Genomic DNA, 18,841 nt, shown 5'->3' on the forward strand with positions numbered 1-18,841 from the left:
GGGTCATTTAAGGCAGCATTTTTTATACTTTTTCCCACTACCACACCTACATTTATCATTTCTGCCCAAACTTTTTTTGTATTTTTTCCCATTTAGTGTTTGGTTTAATGTATTGTTGTTGAACTCCACGATTTTCTTTACTGCGTTATCCATTGCATCACTTTGCTTCCATTCTGAATCTATAATGAATAATTCAATTATTGTTCCTGTTAGAGGGTCTGTAACTATACCTGCCCAAGATCTAGATTTGGTAACGTATTTTCGCATCTCTACATGATTCCGCAATTTGTTACGTCTATACTCTTCATCACCTACAAGAGTATGGATGGTTAACCCGACATCTTCTTGATACATTTGATAGGAAAAGTCATGCAAGGAATTATCTTTTGCAGCTAGTTCGCGTATTTTTATTACAGCGTCATCTAGTTGATCTAAATTTTTATTGCTTGATTTTAATAAAGATAACCCTAGATCAATTAGTTTATCAGAATTATTTTGAGAAATTTTTCTGATAAGCTCACTAGTAAAGCTAGCTTTATTTCTTGTTAGTATACCATTAGGAGTCTTTTTTCCTGGTAATCCAAGTCTTCTAACCATTAATGCGACATCTAATTCAGATGCTATATCATCATGCAGGCTAATAAAGTCAAGATTGTCTTTGTATTGCCATAGATTATTTTTTAAATGCATAGAAAGCAATACTATTTCAGTGCTACCCATGATTCTGTTAGAGAGGTTGCATCTAATGTTAATATAGCTAAACAGATGTAATGGTGTCTCAAGAAATTCCGTTAAAATATCCAGAAAGAAAACATCCATTACTATAGGCGGCGCAAATTTTTTCTTTTTCTTTATATCTAAATATATTTGACACTGGAAGCTCAGTGCAGGATAGCTTTCAGATGTTAAACATATTGGATAACAAGTTACAAGCTTGTCTTTAATTACTATCAATTCTCCATTAGGTTTTTTTAATGTTAAGTTGGTGCCATTTATTAAGGCGTCAGCGCACTCTAAAGCCTGGTCGTAGGCATTCTGAAACCCTTTAATGAAATCGTCTTTGATTATCTCTACTTGGCCTTTACGAGAAGGTATAGTTAATCCTTTAGACTTTGCTTGTATGACTAATGCTTTGTTGCCAAAAAGAACAAGTACATCTATCTCTCCTATTTTCTCAGATGAGCTTTTAAATATATCTATATTGGTTAGAACATTATTTTTTCCGAAAATCTTTTCAAGCTTTTCGAATGCAAATTCTTCAGTGAATTGACCTCTATGCTCTTCAGAACGGTTACGATATTTTTTATCTTCTCTCATCCAAAATATTGGGCTTTCATATAATGCTTGGGCTAGGCTGGCTATATTGAATAGATAGTATTTTTCTTCTTGTTTTATAATGGGTCTAGCGTTTATTATATTAAATTCGCTAATGTTGTTAAAGCTTGCATTTCCAACACTAGACTCTGTGCTAAAGATTTCCAAGAACTTCATTATTCTTTCTTCAGGCTGGCCTGAGTTTAGAGATATTATAGTTGGTGAGATTTCATATAAATTTAAATAAGATTTAGTTGTAATTGCTAGCAAATTACTTCCTGAATTTAGAGAGGTTTCTAAATTTTCATTCATTTCTATGTTTATTGATTTACATATTTCGTAAGCATCATTGATATCAAATCCAAAGTTGTTTATAAGCCAATCCGAATCCTTTTTGTATCGTTCTTTCGCAAACTCCAAAAACTGGAAATCAAATGCTTGTTCTGCACTATAAAATATATACTCTCGTATCATTTCTGAATTTGAGAAGAACTCTTGCATCGGAAGTTTAAGATTATCACGTGAAAATTGTTTGTATCCAGATTCTTTTAGTGAATCATGTAGTTCTGATAACAATTTCTTTGTGCTTTCATATAATGAATATATTTTTGAGGGGGCGATAAGAGTACTATCGTAACCGTTCTTCAACATTAGGCCATGTACTGTTGATGTCTCAGTCCGGATTAGTTTCTCCTTGGAGTACATGTAATTTAGAGACTCGCTTGTAAGATTGCCTTGGAATTCAGTCACATGCTCTTTACGACACAAGTATGAATATACATGTAGAAAACCTGGTTCCGAGCACAAATTTTCTAATTCTTGGAACTTTGCTTTTTCAATACTCATGTAGTTCTCCATCATAAGATTTTTTGATTGCTGATGTTATAAATTAATTTGTAGGATTTATGTTTTTGTGGTAGTTATTGTTATCCTTTATTATATTAGGATGAATTGTTAAGATTTCCAAGTTGTACTCAGTCTAGGGGATGTGATTTTAATCAAAAAAGCCCTCCCGGCATCGCCGGGAGGGCTTTTTCATGCGTCTTGCGGACTACGTTCACCGATGGATGATCTGCGGGTTTCTACTGAGATCATCGTCTTACATCGGGTGTTGCTCTTCTTCGTAGAGCTCGGCCTTGGCGTCGCGGAGGACATCTTCGCAGGCGCTGTGGTTGGCCAGTTGCAGCATCAGATTCTGGCTGAGGGCGAAGCCCTTGCCCAGACAGGTGTCGACCTCTTCGCGACTGAGCGCCGGGGTGACATTGCAGTCAATCTTCATCGTACGACTACCGCCATCAAAGCGGTCGGCGAGGGCGCGCAGGCGCCAGGCAAGCCGTGTTTTCCAGCGGGCGGTGGGGTCGGGGCCTTCCGTCACGTCGAGCGTGCAGCGCCATTCAGGTTTGTAGACCTTCATGTGAACCTCCTCGGCTGGTCGTTTCAATGATCGATCGTGATGTTCTGCTCCGCTTGCTGTGCTTGATGTCTTGCGTTGTTTCTCGTACCGGAAGTCCGTTCCAGACGTGCTCCTGATCGTCGTGCGCGTGCATCTGCCACGAGGGCGGCGGCGAGACATGGACTGTCGTCAACCGGGCCCGTCACTTCACCATACGAGTTTTGGGCCCGGGTTACATCAGTTCGAGTGTAAACGTTGGTTATCCTCATGTGTTCTCAGCAGGCATTCCAGTGCCAGATGCAGCCAGTCAAAGGTGTCACGCGGGGCTACCGCTGGCGAATCATCAGGGCTGAGGGCTCTGGTGTGCTCGCCCAGCAGCTCCGTAAGCGTCTCGATCTGCATGGCGTGATGTAATGCGAATGTCTCAAGCTCCCCACTGGTAGACCAGATCTCCTGCATCACGGTCGGCACGGCGCTCATGGCGCAGGCGGCGTCCAGTATCTCGCCGCGTTCACGCTCGGCCTGTATGCGCGCGGCATGCTCCAGCAGCCTTGCGCTCAGGGCGGGAAAGCGTGCCTGGGCTATCGCGGGCGGCAGGTGGGAGGGAGATGTGCACGGCGGGTGGGCAGAAGCGTCGCGGGGTGCCTGCCAGCGGCGCAGCGGTGCGCCGGATGTCGGCGTGTCTGGTTGAGAGGCCATGTGGATAACTCCAGTGTGCAAGCGCCAGTGCTACAGGTGTCTTGAGGATGGACAGGCATTCAAGCGTTGTCAGTCGCGGCAGGAGAGCAGAGATGAGGCGGCATCACCGCTGACGCAGCAGTGACTTGCGCTGAAGAGCGCAATCGCGTGATGGACTGCCAAGTGGTTCATTTCGCGAGAAAAAAGTCGATCTGGATGCAACCAGACCTCAATGGTGTGCGTACACAGGAAGACGTGCCCGGCACGAGGCGGCGCTGACTGCCTGACAGGCCCATTTCCTCTGGAGAGAATTGACATGACGAAGTACGCCGATCGAATCCGCATTTCCCTGCTGCTGCTGCGCCTCGGGGTCTTCCTCGTGATGACCATGTGGACGTTGGACAAGTTCTTCAATCCCGGTCACGCCGCGGCCATCTTCGAGAAGTTCTATTCCATCGGCGGTGTCGGCGAAGGCATCGTCATCGTGATCGCCGCCATCGAGATGGTGCTGTTGCTGATGTTCCTGGCAGGCGTGAAGAAGACCCTCACCTATGGGCTGGTGCTGGTGCTGCATGCCGGTTCCACGCTGTCCGCCTTCAATCAGTATCTCGCGCCGTGGGAGCACCTGCTGTTCTTCGCCGCCTGGCCGATGCTGGCCGCCTGTGTGGCGCTGTTCCTGCTGCGGGAAATCGATACCTGCTTCACCCTCGGCGGCAAGCAGGCACGTCTCGCGCAAGCACAGACCCAGGCCGGCTGAATCTCGGGTTCGTGAGTCACCCGTTGCCTGTGCGCTGACAGCAAGCGCCAGTAGCCAAAAGGCCCGGTCATGCGATGCATGGCCGGGCCTTTCATGTGCTTGCTGCAGGGTGTCGTGTGTGTCTTTCGCCTAGTGTATCAGAGTGTCATTTCTCGTTATTGTTATCTTTGTGATAATCATGATGACGTTGTTGAGGTTGGTAGCGCCTTGTTGACGTATTCATAACGACGCCAGATCATTACGTAAGATCTGACGCAAGGCGTGGCATGGGCCCTCATGCCTTGTCGGTGCATGCCTTGTCGATGAATGTCAGGCGATGCATGTCAGGCGATGCAGGTCAGGCGATGCTGGAGCGCAGTGGCGAGGACAGAGTCTCGCTCAGCGTGTTCAGCGCCGTGGTCAGCTCGCGTTCGGCCTCCTTCACGCGTTGTGCGCCAGAGGATGGCGCTGCCTGCTCGGCCAGCTGGGTGGCGGCGGACAGCGGGTCCGTCACCGGTGCTGCCACATGCTGCGTTTCCAGGCGTGTGAGGATGGTCTCCAGCGCTGGCAGGCTTGCGTTGTTGTGGAATTGCCAGACGCCGTAGATGCGGCCATCGAAGGCGGCTTCACTGCCCAGGGTGGGGTCTGCCGCCAGTCCGGCGCCGAGTCCGAACAGGTAGAGGCCCTCAAGGAGGTTGCCTGAGAGGTCTCGGGGATTGCCGGTGGCATCGGAATCCAGTCCGCCCTTCACCTGGCTGAGCGGCAGCGGCTGACGCGTCGCATCCAGCAGGCGCGGCAGAATCGGCTGATAGCCGTTGCACTGCACCACTACCGGCGCGTCGGCCAGTGCTTCGCTGGCCGCGAGCAGGCGTTGCTGAGGGCCGGGGCCGGTCTGGATGAGCCTGACCTGCATGTCGCAGTCTGCTATCCGGCCGCTGGAGAGCACTTGCTGGCCGATGCTCAGGGCACGGTAGCGCAGCCCACCGGAGCGATTGATGCGTCCGCTGATGGGGCAGACATCGCGCTCGGCATCATAGGGGTAGCCCGCGGCCTTGGCCTCTTCGGCGTTCTCGAAGAACAGCCGGACAGGCGAGCGGTGGAGCAGGGTGATCTCGTCGATGCGCGTCTTGTGGAATGCGCTGGCGAGCAGATCCAGCATCGAGAAGGCGCTGTGGGAGCCACCCACCACGCAGACACGCCCACCACGCCGCAGGCGCGGCAGCAAGAGGCTGCGCAGCTGACCTTCCGGCATGCGCAGCAGTTCATCACCGCTGTAGATGCGCGCACGCGGTGACAGGGACAGTCCCTGGCGCGAGAGGTCCTGGGTCAGGTGTTCCGGGCATTGATAGCCGCCGAGATTGAGCACCAGGTTGGAGGTGCGAATCCGTGTCGGACGTGACGCGTGTTCCGGCGTGTGAGTCAGCGTCAGCAGATTGTCATCCTCGATACGCTCAACCTCATCGAGACTCGTGCCGCACCACAGCTCCACGCCGGCAAGGCGGGTGGCGTGTTCCAGCACCAGCCGGGACGCCGCTTCCAGCAGGGCGCCCACTTCGCTGAGCGCCGGGGCGGTGAAGGCCTGGGAGCGGATGTTCTCCAGGCACGGATCGCCTTCCAGCGGAGCGAAGACCTCCGCGAGGGCCGGGTCTCTCAGGCAATCGAGAAAGACGTCCCCCACCGAGTTGGCCGTGATGCGATATTCGCCCAGCCGTCCGGCCCCCAGAGGCGCATCCCGATGAATGCCTCCGGCATCCAGTATCAGCAGACCATGGCGTGCGAGTTGCGCCAGTTTTCCGGTTTTCAAGGCATTGAATAGAAACCCCATGCCCGCTGGGCCAACACCGGCCACGACACATCCGTAGGCGGTGATTCGTGAAATATCCTTCATCAGGTTCTGCTCCCTTTGTGGTTCGCTGCGTCCTGAAACTGTCTTGATGACGGGGTGTTTCTCCTGACCAGTGGAGCCCCTGTTCCTCAAGAAGATCGTGGCCATTCAGCGCCAGTCTGTGCTGGCTCGTGAAGGCGTCATTGGCGTCGTCGGCCCTGGCCCACGCGGAGGGTATGAGCGTGTTCGGGCTGTCATGCCTTCATGAAAAGGCATTGATATTTCTCATTGATATCAATTTAATCAACAAGATAGCGGAGTAATGGGCGTGATGATGTGGTGATGCTCTCATGACGGGACATGGGTGTTGCACGGATGATGCAGACGATGATCAGTGACGAGACTCGATACCGGTGCGTCCCTTTTTCGTTGATGTCCGCACCCTTGATGCAACGCTTGAGGCATGGTGATAGGTATCGATGACAATCAATTCTCACACGCGCACGATCACTCGTGGCGTGGCGCAAGACGTGGGAAATGACAGGAACGTCAACAGGTATTCTGGTGAATCTGGCAGGATTAATAAATGACCTGAATCAGGATTGAAAACGGCTGATGACGAAAATCATTCATTGCCATTAATGCGATATCGTTTGCCTCATGCGAGGGGATTATCGACTGGTGCGAGGAAGGGACTGACAACCAGCAGTCGATCAGCTGTCGTGTCGTTGGAAAGGATGGCAAACGTGAACGCGGCCGGCGCGCTGGCAGGAACCGGCAGACATGTGAATTCGCAGGTGGAGGCGTGCAGGCGAGCGAGCGCTGGCTCTGTTATGCTCTGCGCCCGCACGCATGCCTGTTCGGCTCGTGCCTGTTCATCGACTGAAGGAATGTCCTCGTGACTGACGCCACCGCCACCCCTGCCTTTGCCTCTCTGGCGCTGGCGCCCGAGCTGCTCACCAATCTGGAGACGCTCGACTATCACACCATGACGCCGATTCAGGCGCAGAGCCTGCCGCCGATGCTGGAAGGGCGCGATGTCATCGCCCAGGGCCAGACGGGCTCCGGCAAGACCGCCGCCTTCGGCCTCGGCCTGTTGTCGCGCCTCAAGGTCTCGCGCTTTCGTGTCCAGTCGCTGGTGCTGTGCCCTACGCGTGAGCTGGCCGATCAGGTCGCCGGCGAGATTCGCCGTCTGGCGCGCGGTCTGCACAACGTCAAGGTGCTGACGCTGTGTGGCGGTGCGCCCTTCGGCCCGCAGCTGGGCTCGCTGGAACACGGCGCGCATATCATCGTCGGCACGCCGGGCCGTGTGGACGAGCACCTGCGCAAGGGCAGCCTGAGCCTTGCCGAGCTCAATACCCTGGTGCTGGACGAGGCCGACCGCATGCTCGACATGGGCTTCGCCGAGGTGCTGGATGCCATCATCGCCGAGACCCCGGAAGCGCGTCAGACGCTGCTGTTCAGCGCGACCTTCGCCGATGGCGTGCGCCCGATCGCCGAGCGCATCCTGCGGGAGCCGGTCAGCATCGAGGTCGCCTCCACCCACGATGACAGCAGCATCCGTCAGCTGTTTCACCGGGTAGCGGATGAAGAGGCGCGTTTCGAGGCGCTGCGTATTCTGCTGCTCAAGTATCGTCCTGACACCAGCGTGGTGTTCTGCAACACCAAGCGCGAGGCACAGGAGGTCAGCGATGCCCTCAATGAGCACGGTTTCAGTGCCATGGCCCTGCACGGTGATCTGGAGCAGCGCGAGCGTGATCAGACGCTGGTGATGTTCGCCAACAAGAGCACCTCGATTCTGGTGGCCACGGACGTCGCGGCACGCGGGCTGGATATCGACGCGCTGGATGCGGTCTTCAATTACCAGATCGCCCGGGACCTCGATGCCCATGTCCACCGTGTCGGGCGTACCGGTCGCGCGGGCAGCTCCGGTATCGCCTGTACGCTATATACCGAGAAGGAAGACTATCGCCTGGCCAAGCTGGGAGATTTCCTCGAGCAGACGCTGGAAGCCGAGCCGCTGCCGGCGAAGAGCATGCTGACCCGTGAACCCTTCCGCGCGCGCATGGCGACGCTGCAGATCGATGGCGGCAAGAAGGACAAGCTGCGTCCCGGCGACATCCTCGGTGCCCTGACGGGCGATGGCGGCCTGCCGGGCAGCCAGATCGGCAAGATCAAGGTACTGGCCCGCACCACCTACGTGGCGGTGGAGCGCGATGTCGCCAAGGCCGCGCTGACCCAGTTGATGAACGGCAAGCTCAAGGGCCGTTCCTTCCGCGCGCGTCGCCTCAAGAGCTGACAGGAGCGCCCGCCTGATGGCGTGGAAATCAGCAGAGGAGTGACATGGCAGGTCCCACGTCTCTCATCTGGATCACGACCTTGTCATCACGTCATTCGATGCCCGCCACTTCGGCGGGCATCGTGCTTTTTGAGCAGTAGATTGACTCTCGCGGGCCATGACGGCGGTGGCTAAGCTTGGGGGTGACGGCCCTGATCGACAGGGCGCTGAACCGGTAACTCGTGATGACTGACAATCCCGCCGATAATCTTCGCATCCGTGAAGAACGTCTCATCGATCATGAGCGCATCTACCGCATCCATGAATCCGTGTTTGCCGGCCACCGGGAGGCTCGCCTGGGCGACAGACTGCGTCGCAGTGATCTGGCGCAGATCTCGCTGGTGGCCGAGCGCTTCTCTGACCCGGAAAGCGGGCGTCACCTCAGTGAAGGCGAAGGAGGGCTGCTGGGGCATGTGATGGCCTCGCGCGTGGAACTCTCCGGCTGTCCGGGGCGCGTGCTGATGGCATTGGCGCCTCTGGCGGTGTTGCCCCAGCACCAGCGTCATGGCATCGGCAAGCGGCTGGTGATCTCGGCGGTCAAGCGTTGTCGTCTGCTGGGAGCGGGCGCCGTGGTGGCGGCGGGTCATGCCGAATTCTATGCACATCTGGGCTTTCATCCGGCGCGCCATTACGGCCTTTATTGCCATCACGAGGATGTGCCTGGCGCCTTCGTGGCCATCGAGCTGGTGCCGGACTATCTGGCGGGGCTGGGAGGCGAGGTGCTCTTCGACCATGGTTTCTCTGACCTGGGCCTCTGACTCGAGCGCAGATTCGCGCTCTGAGCCGGGCTCCTCGAAGGGGTTTGCCCTGTGGTGTGCCTCGTCACTCGGTCATCCCCTTGCAACTCGGCGTTGCGCCACCCTTGAAACCGCGCGACACCCGCTCCATGTCCTGTGTATCCCCGCGCTGTTGTCTGTACTGGTGTGCAGGCCGGGGCGTTATCCCGACCGATGATTCAAGGAGAGACATCATGAAGCTCAAGACTCTGGGTAGTTCGCTGATGATTGCCATGCTGGGTCTCGGTGGCCTGTCACTCGCCGGTTGCGAGGACGAGGGCCCGATGGAGAAGGCTGGCGAGAAGATGGACAACGCCGTGGAAGACGCCGGTGACAGCGTCGAGAACGCTACCGACAGCTGATGGCTGGCCGTGACTCGCTCGCGAGCACGGCGAACCGCAAGGTGTGAATGCACAAAGGCCCCGCCTCTCAAGAGGCGGGGCCTTTGCATGTCAGGGCTCCGTGTATCAGGGCTCCGTATATCAGGGCTGCATGTGTCAGAGGTTTGAGAAAGTCTCAGGAAGAGACAGGCTCAGACAGACACGGGCTGCTGGTCGCTCTGCTGCTTGCGTTCCGCGACGGCGGCGTCATAGGCGCGGCCTTCCTCGGCCTCGGTGGCGGCGCTGAAGCGCACCAGCAGGGCGAACAGCGAGATCACGATCACGCCCATGCCCAGATACATCAGGCCTTCCTGGTAGGTCAGTTCTTCACTGCGGAACAGGAAGCCCGCGGCGACAGCCCCCGCGTTGCCACCCGCGCCGACGATACCGGCCACCGCGCCCAGTGCCTTGCGATTGACGAAGGGCACGATCCCGAAGGTGGCGCCTTCCGCCATCTGCACGAACAGGCTGAACACCAGCATGATGCCGATGGCCACCGCGAGGGTTTCCATCTGGGCGAAGCCGACCAGCGCCACGCCTTCACACAGCAGCGCGATGAACAGCCAGCGCACGCGACCCTTGAGGCCGGACTGACGGGCGAACAGGTCGGAGAAGACGCCGCCCAGGGTGCGCGCGAACAGGTTCATCAGGCCGAACAGTCCCGCGATGAGGCCGGCGGTGGCGAGGTCGAGATCGAAGTGATCGAAGAAGTAGATGGCGGCGACGTTGTTGATGGTCAGCTCGACCCCGAAGCAGGCGCCGTAGACGAGGAACAAGGCCCAGACACGGATGTCGCGTGCCGCCGCGCCGAAGGTGGCGCGCATGCTGTATTCCTTCTCGGCCTTGGGCAGCTCACCACGCTCACGCAGCTCGCTGAAGTTGCCGTCCGGCGCATCCTGGGTGAAGAAGTAGTAGGCGATCCCGGTGAGGAACAGCACGATGCCCGGCACGACCATCGCCAGACGCCAGCCCAGGGTCTGCTCGACGCCCAGCATCAGCAGGCCGGCCATCACCAGCGGCATCAGCATCTGGGTGGTGCCGCCGCCCAGGTTGCCCCAGCCGGCGGTGGTGGCATTGGCGGTGCCGACCACGTTGGGGCCGAACATCACGGAGGTATGGTACTGGGTGATGACGAAGGACGCGCCGATGGCACCGATGGCCAGACGGGCGAGGAAGAAGGATTCGAAGCTGTCGGCGAAGCCGATGCACATCACCGGCAGAGAGCCGAGGCACAGCAGCCAGGTGTAGGCCTTGCGTGGCCCGATGCGATCACACAGCACGCCGATGGCAAGTCGCACGATCACCGTGATGGCGACGGAGGCGATGATGGTGTTGCCGATCTGGGTCTTGGTCAGGCCGAGGTCATCGCGCACCACGGCCATCAAGGGCGCGATGCCGAACCAGCCGAAGAAGCAGACGTGGAAGGCGAACCACGACATGTGGAAGGCGCGCATCTGCGGGGTATTGAAGCTGAACAGCCGGATACGGCTGGCCTTGTTGCGAATATCCATGAGTGGGCTCCTGGTACAGCGTCGGTGCCGGACGCCAGGGTCTCGGCGCACGACGGGTGGTCGAACAGCTGTGAACGACAGCGGGGCGCCTCGTCATTGAGGGGCCTGGTTCGACGCACTCGTACTCCCGGGAGCCTGGTCCACGTCATGGATGATGCATGGCACGCTTGTCTGCCATTGCCTGACTCAAAGCAAGTAGCGCGCCACTTGCGGGGGTGTTGTGCGTCCAACCCCCGTCATATCAAGGGCTTGGAATCATCATGTCGGGCAAGACAGCAGTGGGGAGTAAGCAGGGCGATGCCCAGTGGCGGTGCGCGGCGGGGTGAGGATGATCCAGTCTGGCGCACGTGGCGGGCGAGAGATCGCCAGATCACGCCATGCATCATTGCTGTGCAGCCGGGCGCGCCCTTGCGCACTGCGGAAGGCCTTTAAGGCCAGCGCTGCACCAGTTTGTGGCATGAATCCTGCAGTGTCAGAGGCGTGACGCCATCCTGACTCCCGCTTGCGAAGACGCCGTCGTCGTTGATCTCGGACGTCGGTGCCTGATCGCTCGAGGCGTCGCCTGACACCCCGGCACCACCGCCTGACACACTGCCAAGGAAGCCTGATATGCCCGTGACCGTGTTGATCGTCGATGTGCGCAGCGAGCGTTCCGCCGCTCTGGAGCAGGCGCTGTTGAGCGCCGGCTTCGAGGTGGCGCTGCGGGTCGATGAACACGAGGACCTGCATGCGCTGGTGCAGCACCATCAGCCGGATGCCGTGATCATCGACGCCGACCTGCCCAGCCGTGACACCCTCGAGCACCTCGGCCAGCTGGGGCGTCACTATCCCAAGCCGATGATCATGCTGGCCAGTGAGGACGCGCCGGACCTGGTGCGCCAGGCGGCTGGCGCCGGCGTGTCCGCCTACGTGGTGGATCACGTCATGCCGGCGATGGTGCGCAGCATGGTCGAGGTGGCCATCACCAGCTTCGAGGCTCACCGTGCCCTCAAGGGCGAGCTCAATCGCACCCAGACCACTCTGATACAGCGGCGCAGCGTGGATCGCGCCAAGGCGCTGGTGATGGAGAGTCGCGGACTGGGGGAGGATGCGGCCTACCAATACCTGCGCAAGACCGCGATGAATCGGCGTCTGGCATTGCACGAGCTGGCCGATGAGCTGCTCAAGGCGTCGCGTCGGCACTGAGCCGAGTCTCGTGATGTCCTTCTCTTTCGATCGTTCAAAAGGTGGATGTGATGCTCAGTGATTCTCTTCTCAATGGTCATCAGTTGACGCTGGGGTTGATGCCGCTCAATGACGCGGCTCCTCTGGTGGTGGCGGAGCGTCAGGGGTTCTTCCGTGAGGAGGGGCTGGCCGTGACGCTCAAGTGGCAGCCGTCGTGGGCGGCACTGCGCGATGACCTGCAGACCGGCGTGTTGCAGGGCGCGCAGATGCTGGCGCTGATGCCGCTGACCTCGACCCTGGGGCTGGATGGCCGCGCCACACCGGTGATCAGCGCGATGACGCTCAATCTGGGCGGCAACTCCATCACCCTGTCGCGGGCCCTGATGGCGGCGCTGGCCGAGGAGGGGCATGACCTGGGCTCTCCGCTGGCGGTGTCTCGGGCGCTGGCGGCGCACGTGCAGAAGCGCCGCGAGCGTGGGGAGGCGGCGCTCAAGCTTGCCAGCGTGCATCCCTTCTCCTCTCACCGCTATCTGTTGCGTTACTGGCTGGCGGCCGGCGGGATCGACCCGAATCGCGACATCGAGATGCGTGCGGTGGCCCCGCCGTTGATGGCCGCGCAGCTGGCAAGTGGCGCGCTGGACGGCTTCTGTGTCGGAGAACCCTGGAACAGTCTGGCCGCCGTGCAGGGCATGGGGCAGGTGGTGGCGGGCAGTCATGATATCTGGCGCTTCGGGCAGGAAAAGGTGCTGGGCGTGCGCGAGGACTGGGCGGAGCAGCACCCGCTGGCGCATCAGGCGCTGATTCGCGCGCTGCTCAAGGCCTGTGCCTGGCTGGACCGCCCGGGCAACCGTGAGCAGGCCGCGCAGTGGCTGCATGATGAAGGCATGCAGGAAGTGCCGCTTTCGGTGGTGGCGCGTGGACTGCGCGACGTGGATGTCGAGCAGTCGGTGGAGGCGTTCCAGCGGGAAAATCCCGGCTGGACCATCTTCCATCGCTACGCGGCCAACTTCCCGTGGCGCTCGCAGACCCGCTGGTATGCTGCCCAGATGCAGCGCTGGGGGCATCTCGAGGGAGTCAGCGACAATGACCTCGAAGCGACCCTGGCACGCTGCGTACGCCCGGACCTCTACCGCAGCGCAGCCCGCAAGCTGGGCATGGTGGTGCCGGTGGCGGATGAGCGCAGCGAAGGCACGCATCCGGCGCCCTGGTGGCTGAGCGGCGAGGCAGGGCAGGTGCCGATGCCGGCGGATGGCTTCATCGATGGGGCGGTCTTCGAATGACACCGCTGGCGCGCGCTGAAGCGTGAGGCGACAAGCCGAGGGGTGAGCAGTGGGAAGCGAGTCAAGAGGCGAGAGGTGAGGGGTGAGGGGGTAGAGAAGAGACGCCCGCGAGCGCGAAACCTGTCGGCTCAGGCATGTTGGCAGTGCGGTTATGATATTCTCATCCCACTGCCAGCACCGCGTCAGGGGATCGCATGACCACTCGCAAGTCTCAGATTCGCAAGGATAATGTCGGCCGCATCCTGCTTGCCGCCGAAAAGATCTTCGCTCTCAAGGGCTATGTCGGCGCCAGCATGGTCGATATTGCCGCCGAGGTAGAGCTGCCCAAGTCCAATCTGCATTACTACTTCAGCACCAAGGAATCGCTGTATCGCGCGGTCCTCGATGGTCTGCTGGCGCTGTGGAAGGAAGATGCGCTGTGCTTCGAGGCCTATGACGACCCGCAGCTGGTGCTCTCCACCTACATTCGCGCCAAGATGATGCACTCGCGCCAGCGTCCGTATGGCTCCAAGGTATGGGCCAGCGAGATCATGCAGGGCGCGCCGGTGCTGGGCGAGGAGCTGACGGTGTGGCTCGACGAGTGGGCCGAGATGAAGAAGTCACGCCTGCGCCAGTGGATCAGCGAGGGGCGCATCGACAACGTCGATGCTTCCGCCTACCTGTACATGATCTGGGCCAGCACCCAGCACTACGCCGACTTCGACCACCAGATCGCGGTACTCAATCAGGGCAAGGCGCTGAGTGATCGCGAATTCGAGCAGGCGGTGCAGAACGTGACGCGGGTGCTGCTGAAGGGCGTTGGCTTGTCCGCCTGAGTCAGCAGGTGATGTCATGATCAAATTATCCTGAAGCTAACAATGATCATCATTGATGGGTCATGAAGCCATTGAAAAGGGGCTGCCATTGCTGGCAGCCCCTTTCTGTTTTCACGCCACTGAACGTGGTGTCATGCGCTGGAATCTGTGCGGATCATCCGGATCTTGTCTGCAACGTCAGGGTCACGCCGCGCGATGCGGGTTGCGCGGGTCCTCCATCCAGTTCATGTACGGCTTGCCGGTGTCCTGCACTTCCATGGTGATGCAGTCCTCGACCGGGCAGGTGATCTCGCACAGGTTGCAGCCCACGCAGTCGGCGTCCTTCACCTCATAGCGGGCGGTGCCGTTGTCCCTGGCCAGATGCAGGATGGCCTGGTGCGAGGTGTCCTCGCAGGCGATGTAGCAGCGTCCGCAGCCGATGCACTTGTCCTGGTCGATCCGCGCGATCACCTGGTAGTTCATGTCCAGCTGCTTCCAGTCGGTGGTGTTGGGCACCGCCGCGCGGGAGAACTCCTCGATCCGCTGATAGCCCTTGCTGTCCATCCAGCGCCCCAGGCCGTCCTTCATCTCCTCGACGATACGGAAGCCGTGCAGCATCGCCGCGGTGCACACCTGCACGCTGCCCGCGCCGAGGGCGATGAATTCGGCGGCATCTTCCCAGTTGGAGATGCCGCCGATACCCGAGATCGGCAGGTTGGCGGTTTCCGGCGTGCGCGCGATCTCGGCCACCATGTTCAGCGCGATGGGCTTCACGGCGCTGCCGCAGTAGCCGCCATGGGTGCTGCGGTCGCCGACGATGGGATGCGCGACCATGCGGTCGAGGTCCAGATGGGTGATGGAGTTGATGGTGTTGATCAGCGAGACGGCATCCGCGCCGCCACGCCAGGCCGCCTTGGCCGGTTCGCGCACGTCGGTGATGTTGGGGGTCAGCTTGACGATCACCGGCAGCGAGCTGTAGGTCTTGCACCAGCGCGTGACCTGCTCGACATACTCCGGCACCTGGCCCACCGCCGCGCCCATGCCGCGTTCCGGCATGCCGTGGGGGCAGCCGAAGTTGAGCTCGATGCCGTCACAGCCGGTAGCCTCGACCTGCGGCAGGATGGTCTTCCAGGCCTCTTCCTCGCACGGCACCATCAGCGAGACGATCAGTGCGCGGTCCGGCCAGTCCTTCTTGACCTGGGTGATCTCGCGCAGGTTGATCTCCAGCGAGCGGTCGGTGATCAGCTCGATGTTGTTGAAGCCGCTGACCTCGCCATTCGGGCCATAGTGCGCCGAATAGCGCGAGGAGACGTTCACTGCCGCCGGGTCTTCCCCCAGCGTCTTCCAGACCACGCCTCCCCAGCCGGCTTCGAAGGCGCGTACCACGTTGTAGGCCTTGTCGGTGGGCGGGGCGCTGGCCAGCCAGAAGGGGTTGGGGGCACGGATGCCGGCGAAGTTGACCGACAGATCGGCCTTGTAGCTGGCGACGTGATCGTCAGCCGCTGCAGAACTTGAACCAGAGCCTGCCGGGCGCGCGTTGTCATCATTGAGCGGGGTATGAATAGTCATCAGGCGGCCTCCACCTTGAGCATCAGATCGTGATGGATGGCCTCGGCGGCCAGCTTGCCGTGGGCGACGGCTTGAACGGTGAGATCCTGTCCGCGAGCGATGCAGTCACCCCCGGCATAGACGCCCGGCAGACTGGTGCGCAGCATCTCGTCCACCTCTATCTTCGCCCCCTCGCGGGCCAGCCCCGCGGCATGCGCATCGCTCAGGCTCGCGTCATCGAAGCCCTGGCCGATGGCGGTGAAGACCCCATCGCAGGCCAGGGTGAAGGTCTCGCCGGTATCGACGAGTCGGCCATCCTCGACCCGCGTGCGCGCGAACTGCATCGCACTGAGCGCGGCATCACCACCCTCACTGCCGCTTGCCACATCGATGGCCAGCGGGCGCGCCCAGGTGTGGATCATCACGCCATTGGCACGCGCGATTTCCTGCTCGTGATGGGTGGCGGACATCTGCTCCTCGCCACGCCGATAGACCAGGTCCACCGTCTGCGCGCCGAGGCGTTTGGCCTGCACGGCGATGTCGATGGCGGTGTTGCCCGCGCCGATCACCACCGCGTGCCTCGGTACTGCCAGGGCGTTCAGTTCGCCACTCTGACGCAGCACCTTGATGAAGTCGGTGGCCGCCATCAGGCCGCTGGCATCCTCGCCGGTCAGGCCGAGGGCATGGCTGGTGCCAAGGCCCAGGCCCAGGAAGACGCTGTCGAACTCGCGTGTCAGGGCGGCCAGTGCCAGGTTGTCGCCGAGGCGCTGGCCGTGGCGGATCTCGATGCCGCCGATCTCGAGCAGGAATTCGACTTCGCGGGCGGCGAAGTCATCGGTCAGCTTGTAGCGGGCGATGCCGTATTCATTCAGGCCACCGGCTTTCTCCTCGGCCTCGAAGATCACCACGTCGTGGCCGAAACGCGCCAGGCGGTGGGCGCAGGAAAGCCCGGCAGGCCCGGCACCGACCACGGCGATGCGCCGGCCGGTGCTGGCTGCCCGCGTGAACGGGTGGGTCTCGAACTGGGCGTTGTCCAGTGCATGACGCTGCAGCAGACCGATCAGCACCGGCTGGCACTCATCGCCCTGATTGCGCACGCAGGACTGCTCGCAGAGGATCTCGGTGGGGCAGACGCGGGCGCAGCTGCCGCCGAGGATATTGGCATCGAGAATCTCGCTGGCGGCGCCTTCGAGATTGTCATCGTGGATACGGCGGATGAAGGTCGGGATGTCGATGCTGGTCGGGCAGGCCTTGATGCAGGGCGCGTCATAGCAGTACAGGCAACGCGAACTCTCGATGAAGGCCTGACGCTTGGTGAGCGCCGGATGCAGATCAGTGAAGCGCGCACTCAGCGCCTCTTCCGCGAGCCCGGACGGGGCCCAGTGGGAAGGAGTGGAGGATGTCGTCACGGTGTGGCTCCTGCCCGCGCTCAGGCGCGGGGTCGTTGTTGTTGGTCTTGCAGGCGAGTCAGGTTGCGCGGCTTGGTTGGCAACGCCTTGATTGGCAGCGCTTCGGGACCGGCAGCGCGTCAGGTGCGCTGCCAGGCCGTCGGTCAGTCGTGTCGTTCAGTCGTGCCGGTCTTGTCTTGTTCGAGTCGTTCGTCAGCCGTCAGCTTCGATCCACGGCGGTGACGACATTGCTCTCGGCGCGGGCCTTGAGCTGGTCGAAGACACTGGGGTAGGGCGGGCGTTCGACGTACTGGCCGTGACCGCGCTTGGCATGCAGTTCGCCATCGCGCCATGCCCAGTCGCCGCGGCTGATGGTGTGACGCGGGATACCCTTGACGGTGCGGCCTTCGAAGATGTTGAAGTCGATGTTCTGGTGGTGAGTCTTCGCCGAGATGGTGCGTTCGGCGTTAGGGTCCCAGACCACGATATCGGCGTCGCTGCCGACCCGGATCGCGCCCTTGCGCGGGTACAGATTGAAGATCTTGGCGGCGTTGGTGGAGGTCAGGCCGACGAAGTCCTCGGCGGAGAAGCGCCCGGTGTTGACGCCCTCGTGCCACAGCATCGCCATGCGATCCTCGACCCCGGCGGTGCCGTTGGGAATCTTCGAGAAGTCGTCCTTGCCCATCTCCTTCTGCTCGGCGCAGAAGCAGCAGTGATCGGTGGCGGTGGTCTGCAGGTCACCGGACTGGATGCCGCCCCACAGCGCCTGACGATGTTCCAGCGAGCGGAACGGCGGGCTCATCACGTGGCCTGCCGCGAATTCCCAGCTCTTGTTCTGATAGACCGCTTCATCGATCAGCAGATGGCCTGCCAGCACCTCGCCGTAGACCGGCTGACCGTGCTCGCGGGCGTAGCGGATCTCCTCCAGCGCATCGGCGGTGGAGACGTGCACCAGATACACCGGCGTGCCCAGAGTGCCGGCGATGCGGATGGCGCGGCTGGCGGCCTCGCCCTCGACCTGCGGGGGACGCGACAGCGGATGTGCCTCGGGCCCGGTGATGCCATCGGCCAGCAGCTTCTGCTGCAGGTGATAGACCAGCTCGCCGTTCTCGGCATGCACGGTGGGAATCGCGCCCAGCTCCAGACAGCGCGCGAAGCTCGAGACGAGGGTGTCGTCTGGCGCCATGATGGCGTTCTTGTAGGCCATGAAGTGCTTGAAGCTGTTGACCCCGTAATCGGAGACCAGCGTCTGCATGTCCTGGCTGACGCTCTCGTCCCACCAGGTGACGGCGACGTGGAAGCTGTAGTCGCAGCACGACTTCTCGGCCCACTCGCGCCAGGTGTGATAGGCCTCCATCAGCGGTTGCTGGGGGGAGGGAATCACGAAATCGATGATCATGGTGGTACCGCCGGCCAGCGCCGCGGCGGTGCCGCTCTGGAAATCCTCGCTGGCCACGGTGCCCATGAAGGGCAGCTGCATGTGGGTGTGCGGGTCGATGCCGCCGGGCATCACCAGACAGCCGCTGGCGTCGATCACCTCGCAGTCGTCCGGTACCTCGAGGTCGGTGCCGATGGCGGTGATGGTTTCGCCGTCACACAGCACATCGGCGGTGTAGCGCTCTTCGTGGGTCTGGATACTGCCGCCCTTGATCAGGATTGCCATGAATCTCTCCCGGCCGCATCGCGCGGCCTTGTCCGGCATTGAGTGTCAGGTCG

General features: G+C 59.9%; 15 protein-coding genes. 7 read left to right on the forward strand and 8 right to left on the reverse strand.

All coding sequences use genetic code 11. The annotated features are described in order from the left end of the window. Positions 1 to 3: 3 nt before the first annotated feature. From HXS66_RS05020 to HXS66_RS05030, 3 genes are all read right to left on the reverse strand, one after another. Positions 4 to 2,160: an NERD domain-containing protein gene (locus tag HXS66_RS05020; protein ID WP_176502996.1), complete on the reverse strand. Its 2,157-nt coding sequence runs from the start codon at positions 2,158 to 2,160 to the stop codon at positions 4 to 6. Positions 2,161 to 2,413: 253 nt separating this feature from the next. Then, the gene (locus HXS66_RS05025; RefSeq protein ID WP_077379015.1) at positions 2,414 to 2,728 is read right to left on the reverse strand and encodes a hypothetical protein; all 315 of its coding nucleotides are present in this window, start codon (positions 2,726 to 2,728) and stop codon (positions 2,414 to 2,416) included. Positions 2,729 to 2,944: 216 nt separating this feature from the next. Next, on the reverse strand, positions 2,945 to 3,406 hold the full coding sequence (locus HXS66_RS05030) for a hypothetical protein (RefSeq protein WP_176502997.1): 462 nt from the start codon (positions 3,404 to 3,406) through the stop codon (positions 2,945 to 2,947). Between the two features lie 295 nt (positions 3,407 to 3,701). On the opposite strand from HXS66_RS05030, the gene HXS66_RS05035 reads away from it, so the two are divergent. Further along, the gene (locus tag HXS66_RS05035) at positions 3,702 to 4,142 is read left to right on the forward strand and encodes a hypothetical protein (protein ID WP_077379019.1); all 441 of its coding nucleotides are present in this window, start codon (positions 3,702 to 3,704) and stop codon (positions 4,140 to 4,142) included. Positions 4,143 to 4,479: 337 nt separating this feature from the next. On the opposite strand, the gene HXS66_RS05040 is transcribed toward HXS66_RS05035, so the two are convergent. Then, on the reverse strand, positions 4,480 to 6,009 hold the full coding sequence (locus HXS66_RS05040) for a hypothetical protein (RefSeq protein WP_218015142.1): 1,530 nt from the start codon (positions 6,007 to 6,009) through the stop codon (positions 4,480 to 4,482). A gap of 835 nt (positions 6,010 to 6,844) precedes the next feature. Between HXS66_RS05040 and dbpA the strand changes: the two genes are divergently transcribed. The 3 genes from dbpA to HXS66_RS05055 all read left to right on the forward strand — a co-directional run bounded on the left by dbpA (position 6,845) and on the right by HXS66_RS05055 (position 9,422). After that, complete coding sequence (dbpA, locus tag HXS66_RS05045) at positions 6,845 to 8,245, forward strand: ATP-dependent RNA helicase DbpA (RefSeq protein WP_077379020.1); 1,401 nt, start codon at positions 6,845 to 6,847, stop codon at positions 8,243 to 8,245. A gap of 224 nt (positions 8,246 to 8,469) precedes the next feature. Beyond that, positions 8,470 to 9,042 carry a GNAT family N-acetyltransferase gene (locus tag HXS66_RS05050; protein WP_077379022.1) on the forward strand — a complete coding sequence of 191 codons (573 nt, stop codon included), beginning with the start codon at positions 8,470 to 8,472 and terminating at the stop codon, positions 9,040 to 9,042. 212 nt (positions 9,043 to 9,254) lie between these two features. Next, positions 9,255 to 9,422 carry a hypothetical protein gene (locus HXS66_RS05055; protein ID WP_164850377.1) on the forward strand — a complete coding sequence of 56 codons (168 nt, stop codon included), beginning with the start codon at positions 9,255 to 9,257 and terminating at the stop codon, positions 9,420 to 9,422. Between the two features lie 170 nt (positions 9,423 to 9,592). Here HXS66_RS05055 and HXS66_RS05060 read toward each other — a convergent pair whose 3' ends face one another. Continuing rightward, complete coding sequence (locus HXS66_RS05060; RefSeq protein WP_176502998.1) at positions 9,593 to 10,951, reverse strand: NarK family nitrate/nitrite MFS transporter; 1,359 nt, start codon at positions 10,949 to 10,951, stop codon at positions 9,593 to 9,595. 609 nt (positions 10,952 to 11,560) lie between these two features. Here HXS66_RS05060 and HXS66_RS05065 point away from each other — a divergent pair. The 3 genes from HXS66_RS05065 to HXS66_RS05075 all read left to right on the forward strand — a co-directional run bounded on the left by HXS66_RS05065 (position 11,561) and on the right by HXS66_RS05075 (position 14,210). Beyond that, positions 11,561 to 12,136, forward strand: coding sequence for an ANTAR domain-containing response regulator (locus HXS66_RS05065; protein WP_077379026.1), 576 nt, complete (start codon positions 11,561 to 11,563; stop codon positions 12,134 to 12,136). A gap of 50 nt (positions 12,137 to 12,186) precedes the next feature. Continuing rightward, the gene (locus HXS66_RS05070) at positions 12,187 to 13,395 is read left to right on the forward strand and encodes a CmpA/NrtA family ABC transporter substrate-binding protein (RefSeq protein WP_077379028.1); all 1,209 of its coding nucleotides are present in this window, start codon (positions 12,187 to 12,189) and stop codon (positions 13,393 to 13,395) included. Between the two features lie 194 nt (positions 13,396 to 13,589). Next, positions 13,590 to 14,210 (forward strand): TetR/AcrR family transcriptional regulator, encoded by a 621-nt coding sequence (locus tag HXS66_RS05075; protein WP_176502999.1) that lies wholly within the window; start codon positions 13,590 to 13,592, stop codon positions 14,208 to 14,210. A 183-nt stretch (positions 14,211 to 14,393) separates the two neighbouring features. Here HXS66_RS05075 and preA read toward each other — a convergent pair whose 3' ends face one another. The 3 genes from preA to hydA form a co-directional block, all read right to left on the reverse strand. Then, positions 14,394 to 15,758 (reverse strand): NAD-dependent dihydropyrimidine dehydrogenase subunit PreA, encoded by a 1,365-nt coding sequence (gene preA / locus HXS66_RS05080; protein WP_077379032.1) that lies wholly within the window; start codon positions 15,756 to 15,758, stop codon positions 14,394 to 14,396. Beyond that, a complete protein-coding gene (locus HXS66_RS05085; protein ID WP_176503000.1) occupies positions 15,758 to 17,146 on the reverse strand; it encodes an NAD(P)-dependent oxidoreductase in 1,389 nt (462 codons plus the stop codon). Before HXS66_RS05085 ends, preA begins: the two co-directional genes overlap by 1 nt. A 199-nt stretch (positions 17,147 to 17,345) precedes the next feature. Further along, on the reverse strand, positions 17,346 to 18,788 hold the full coding sequence (gene hydA / locus HXS66_RS05090; RefSeq protein ID WP_077379037.1) for a dihydropyrimidinase: 1,443 nt from the start codon (positions 18,786 to 18,788) through the stop codon (positions 17,346 to 17,348). Positions 18,789 to 18,841 lie beyond the last annotated feature (53 nt).

This window comes from Cobetia sp. 5-11-6-3 (genome assembly GCF_013374055.1).
Lineage (GTDB): Bacteria > Pseudomonadota > Gammaproteobacteria > Pseudomonadales > Halomonadaceae > Cobetia > Cobetia marina.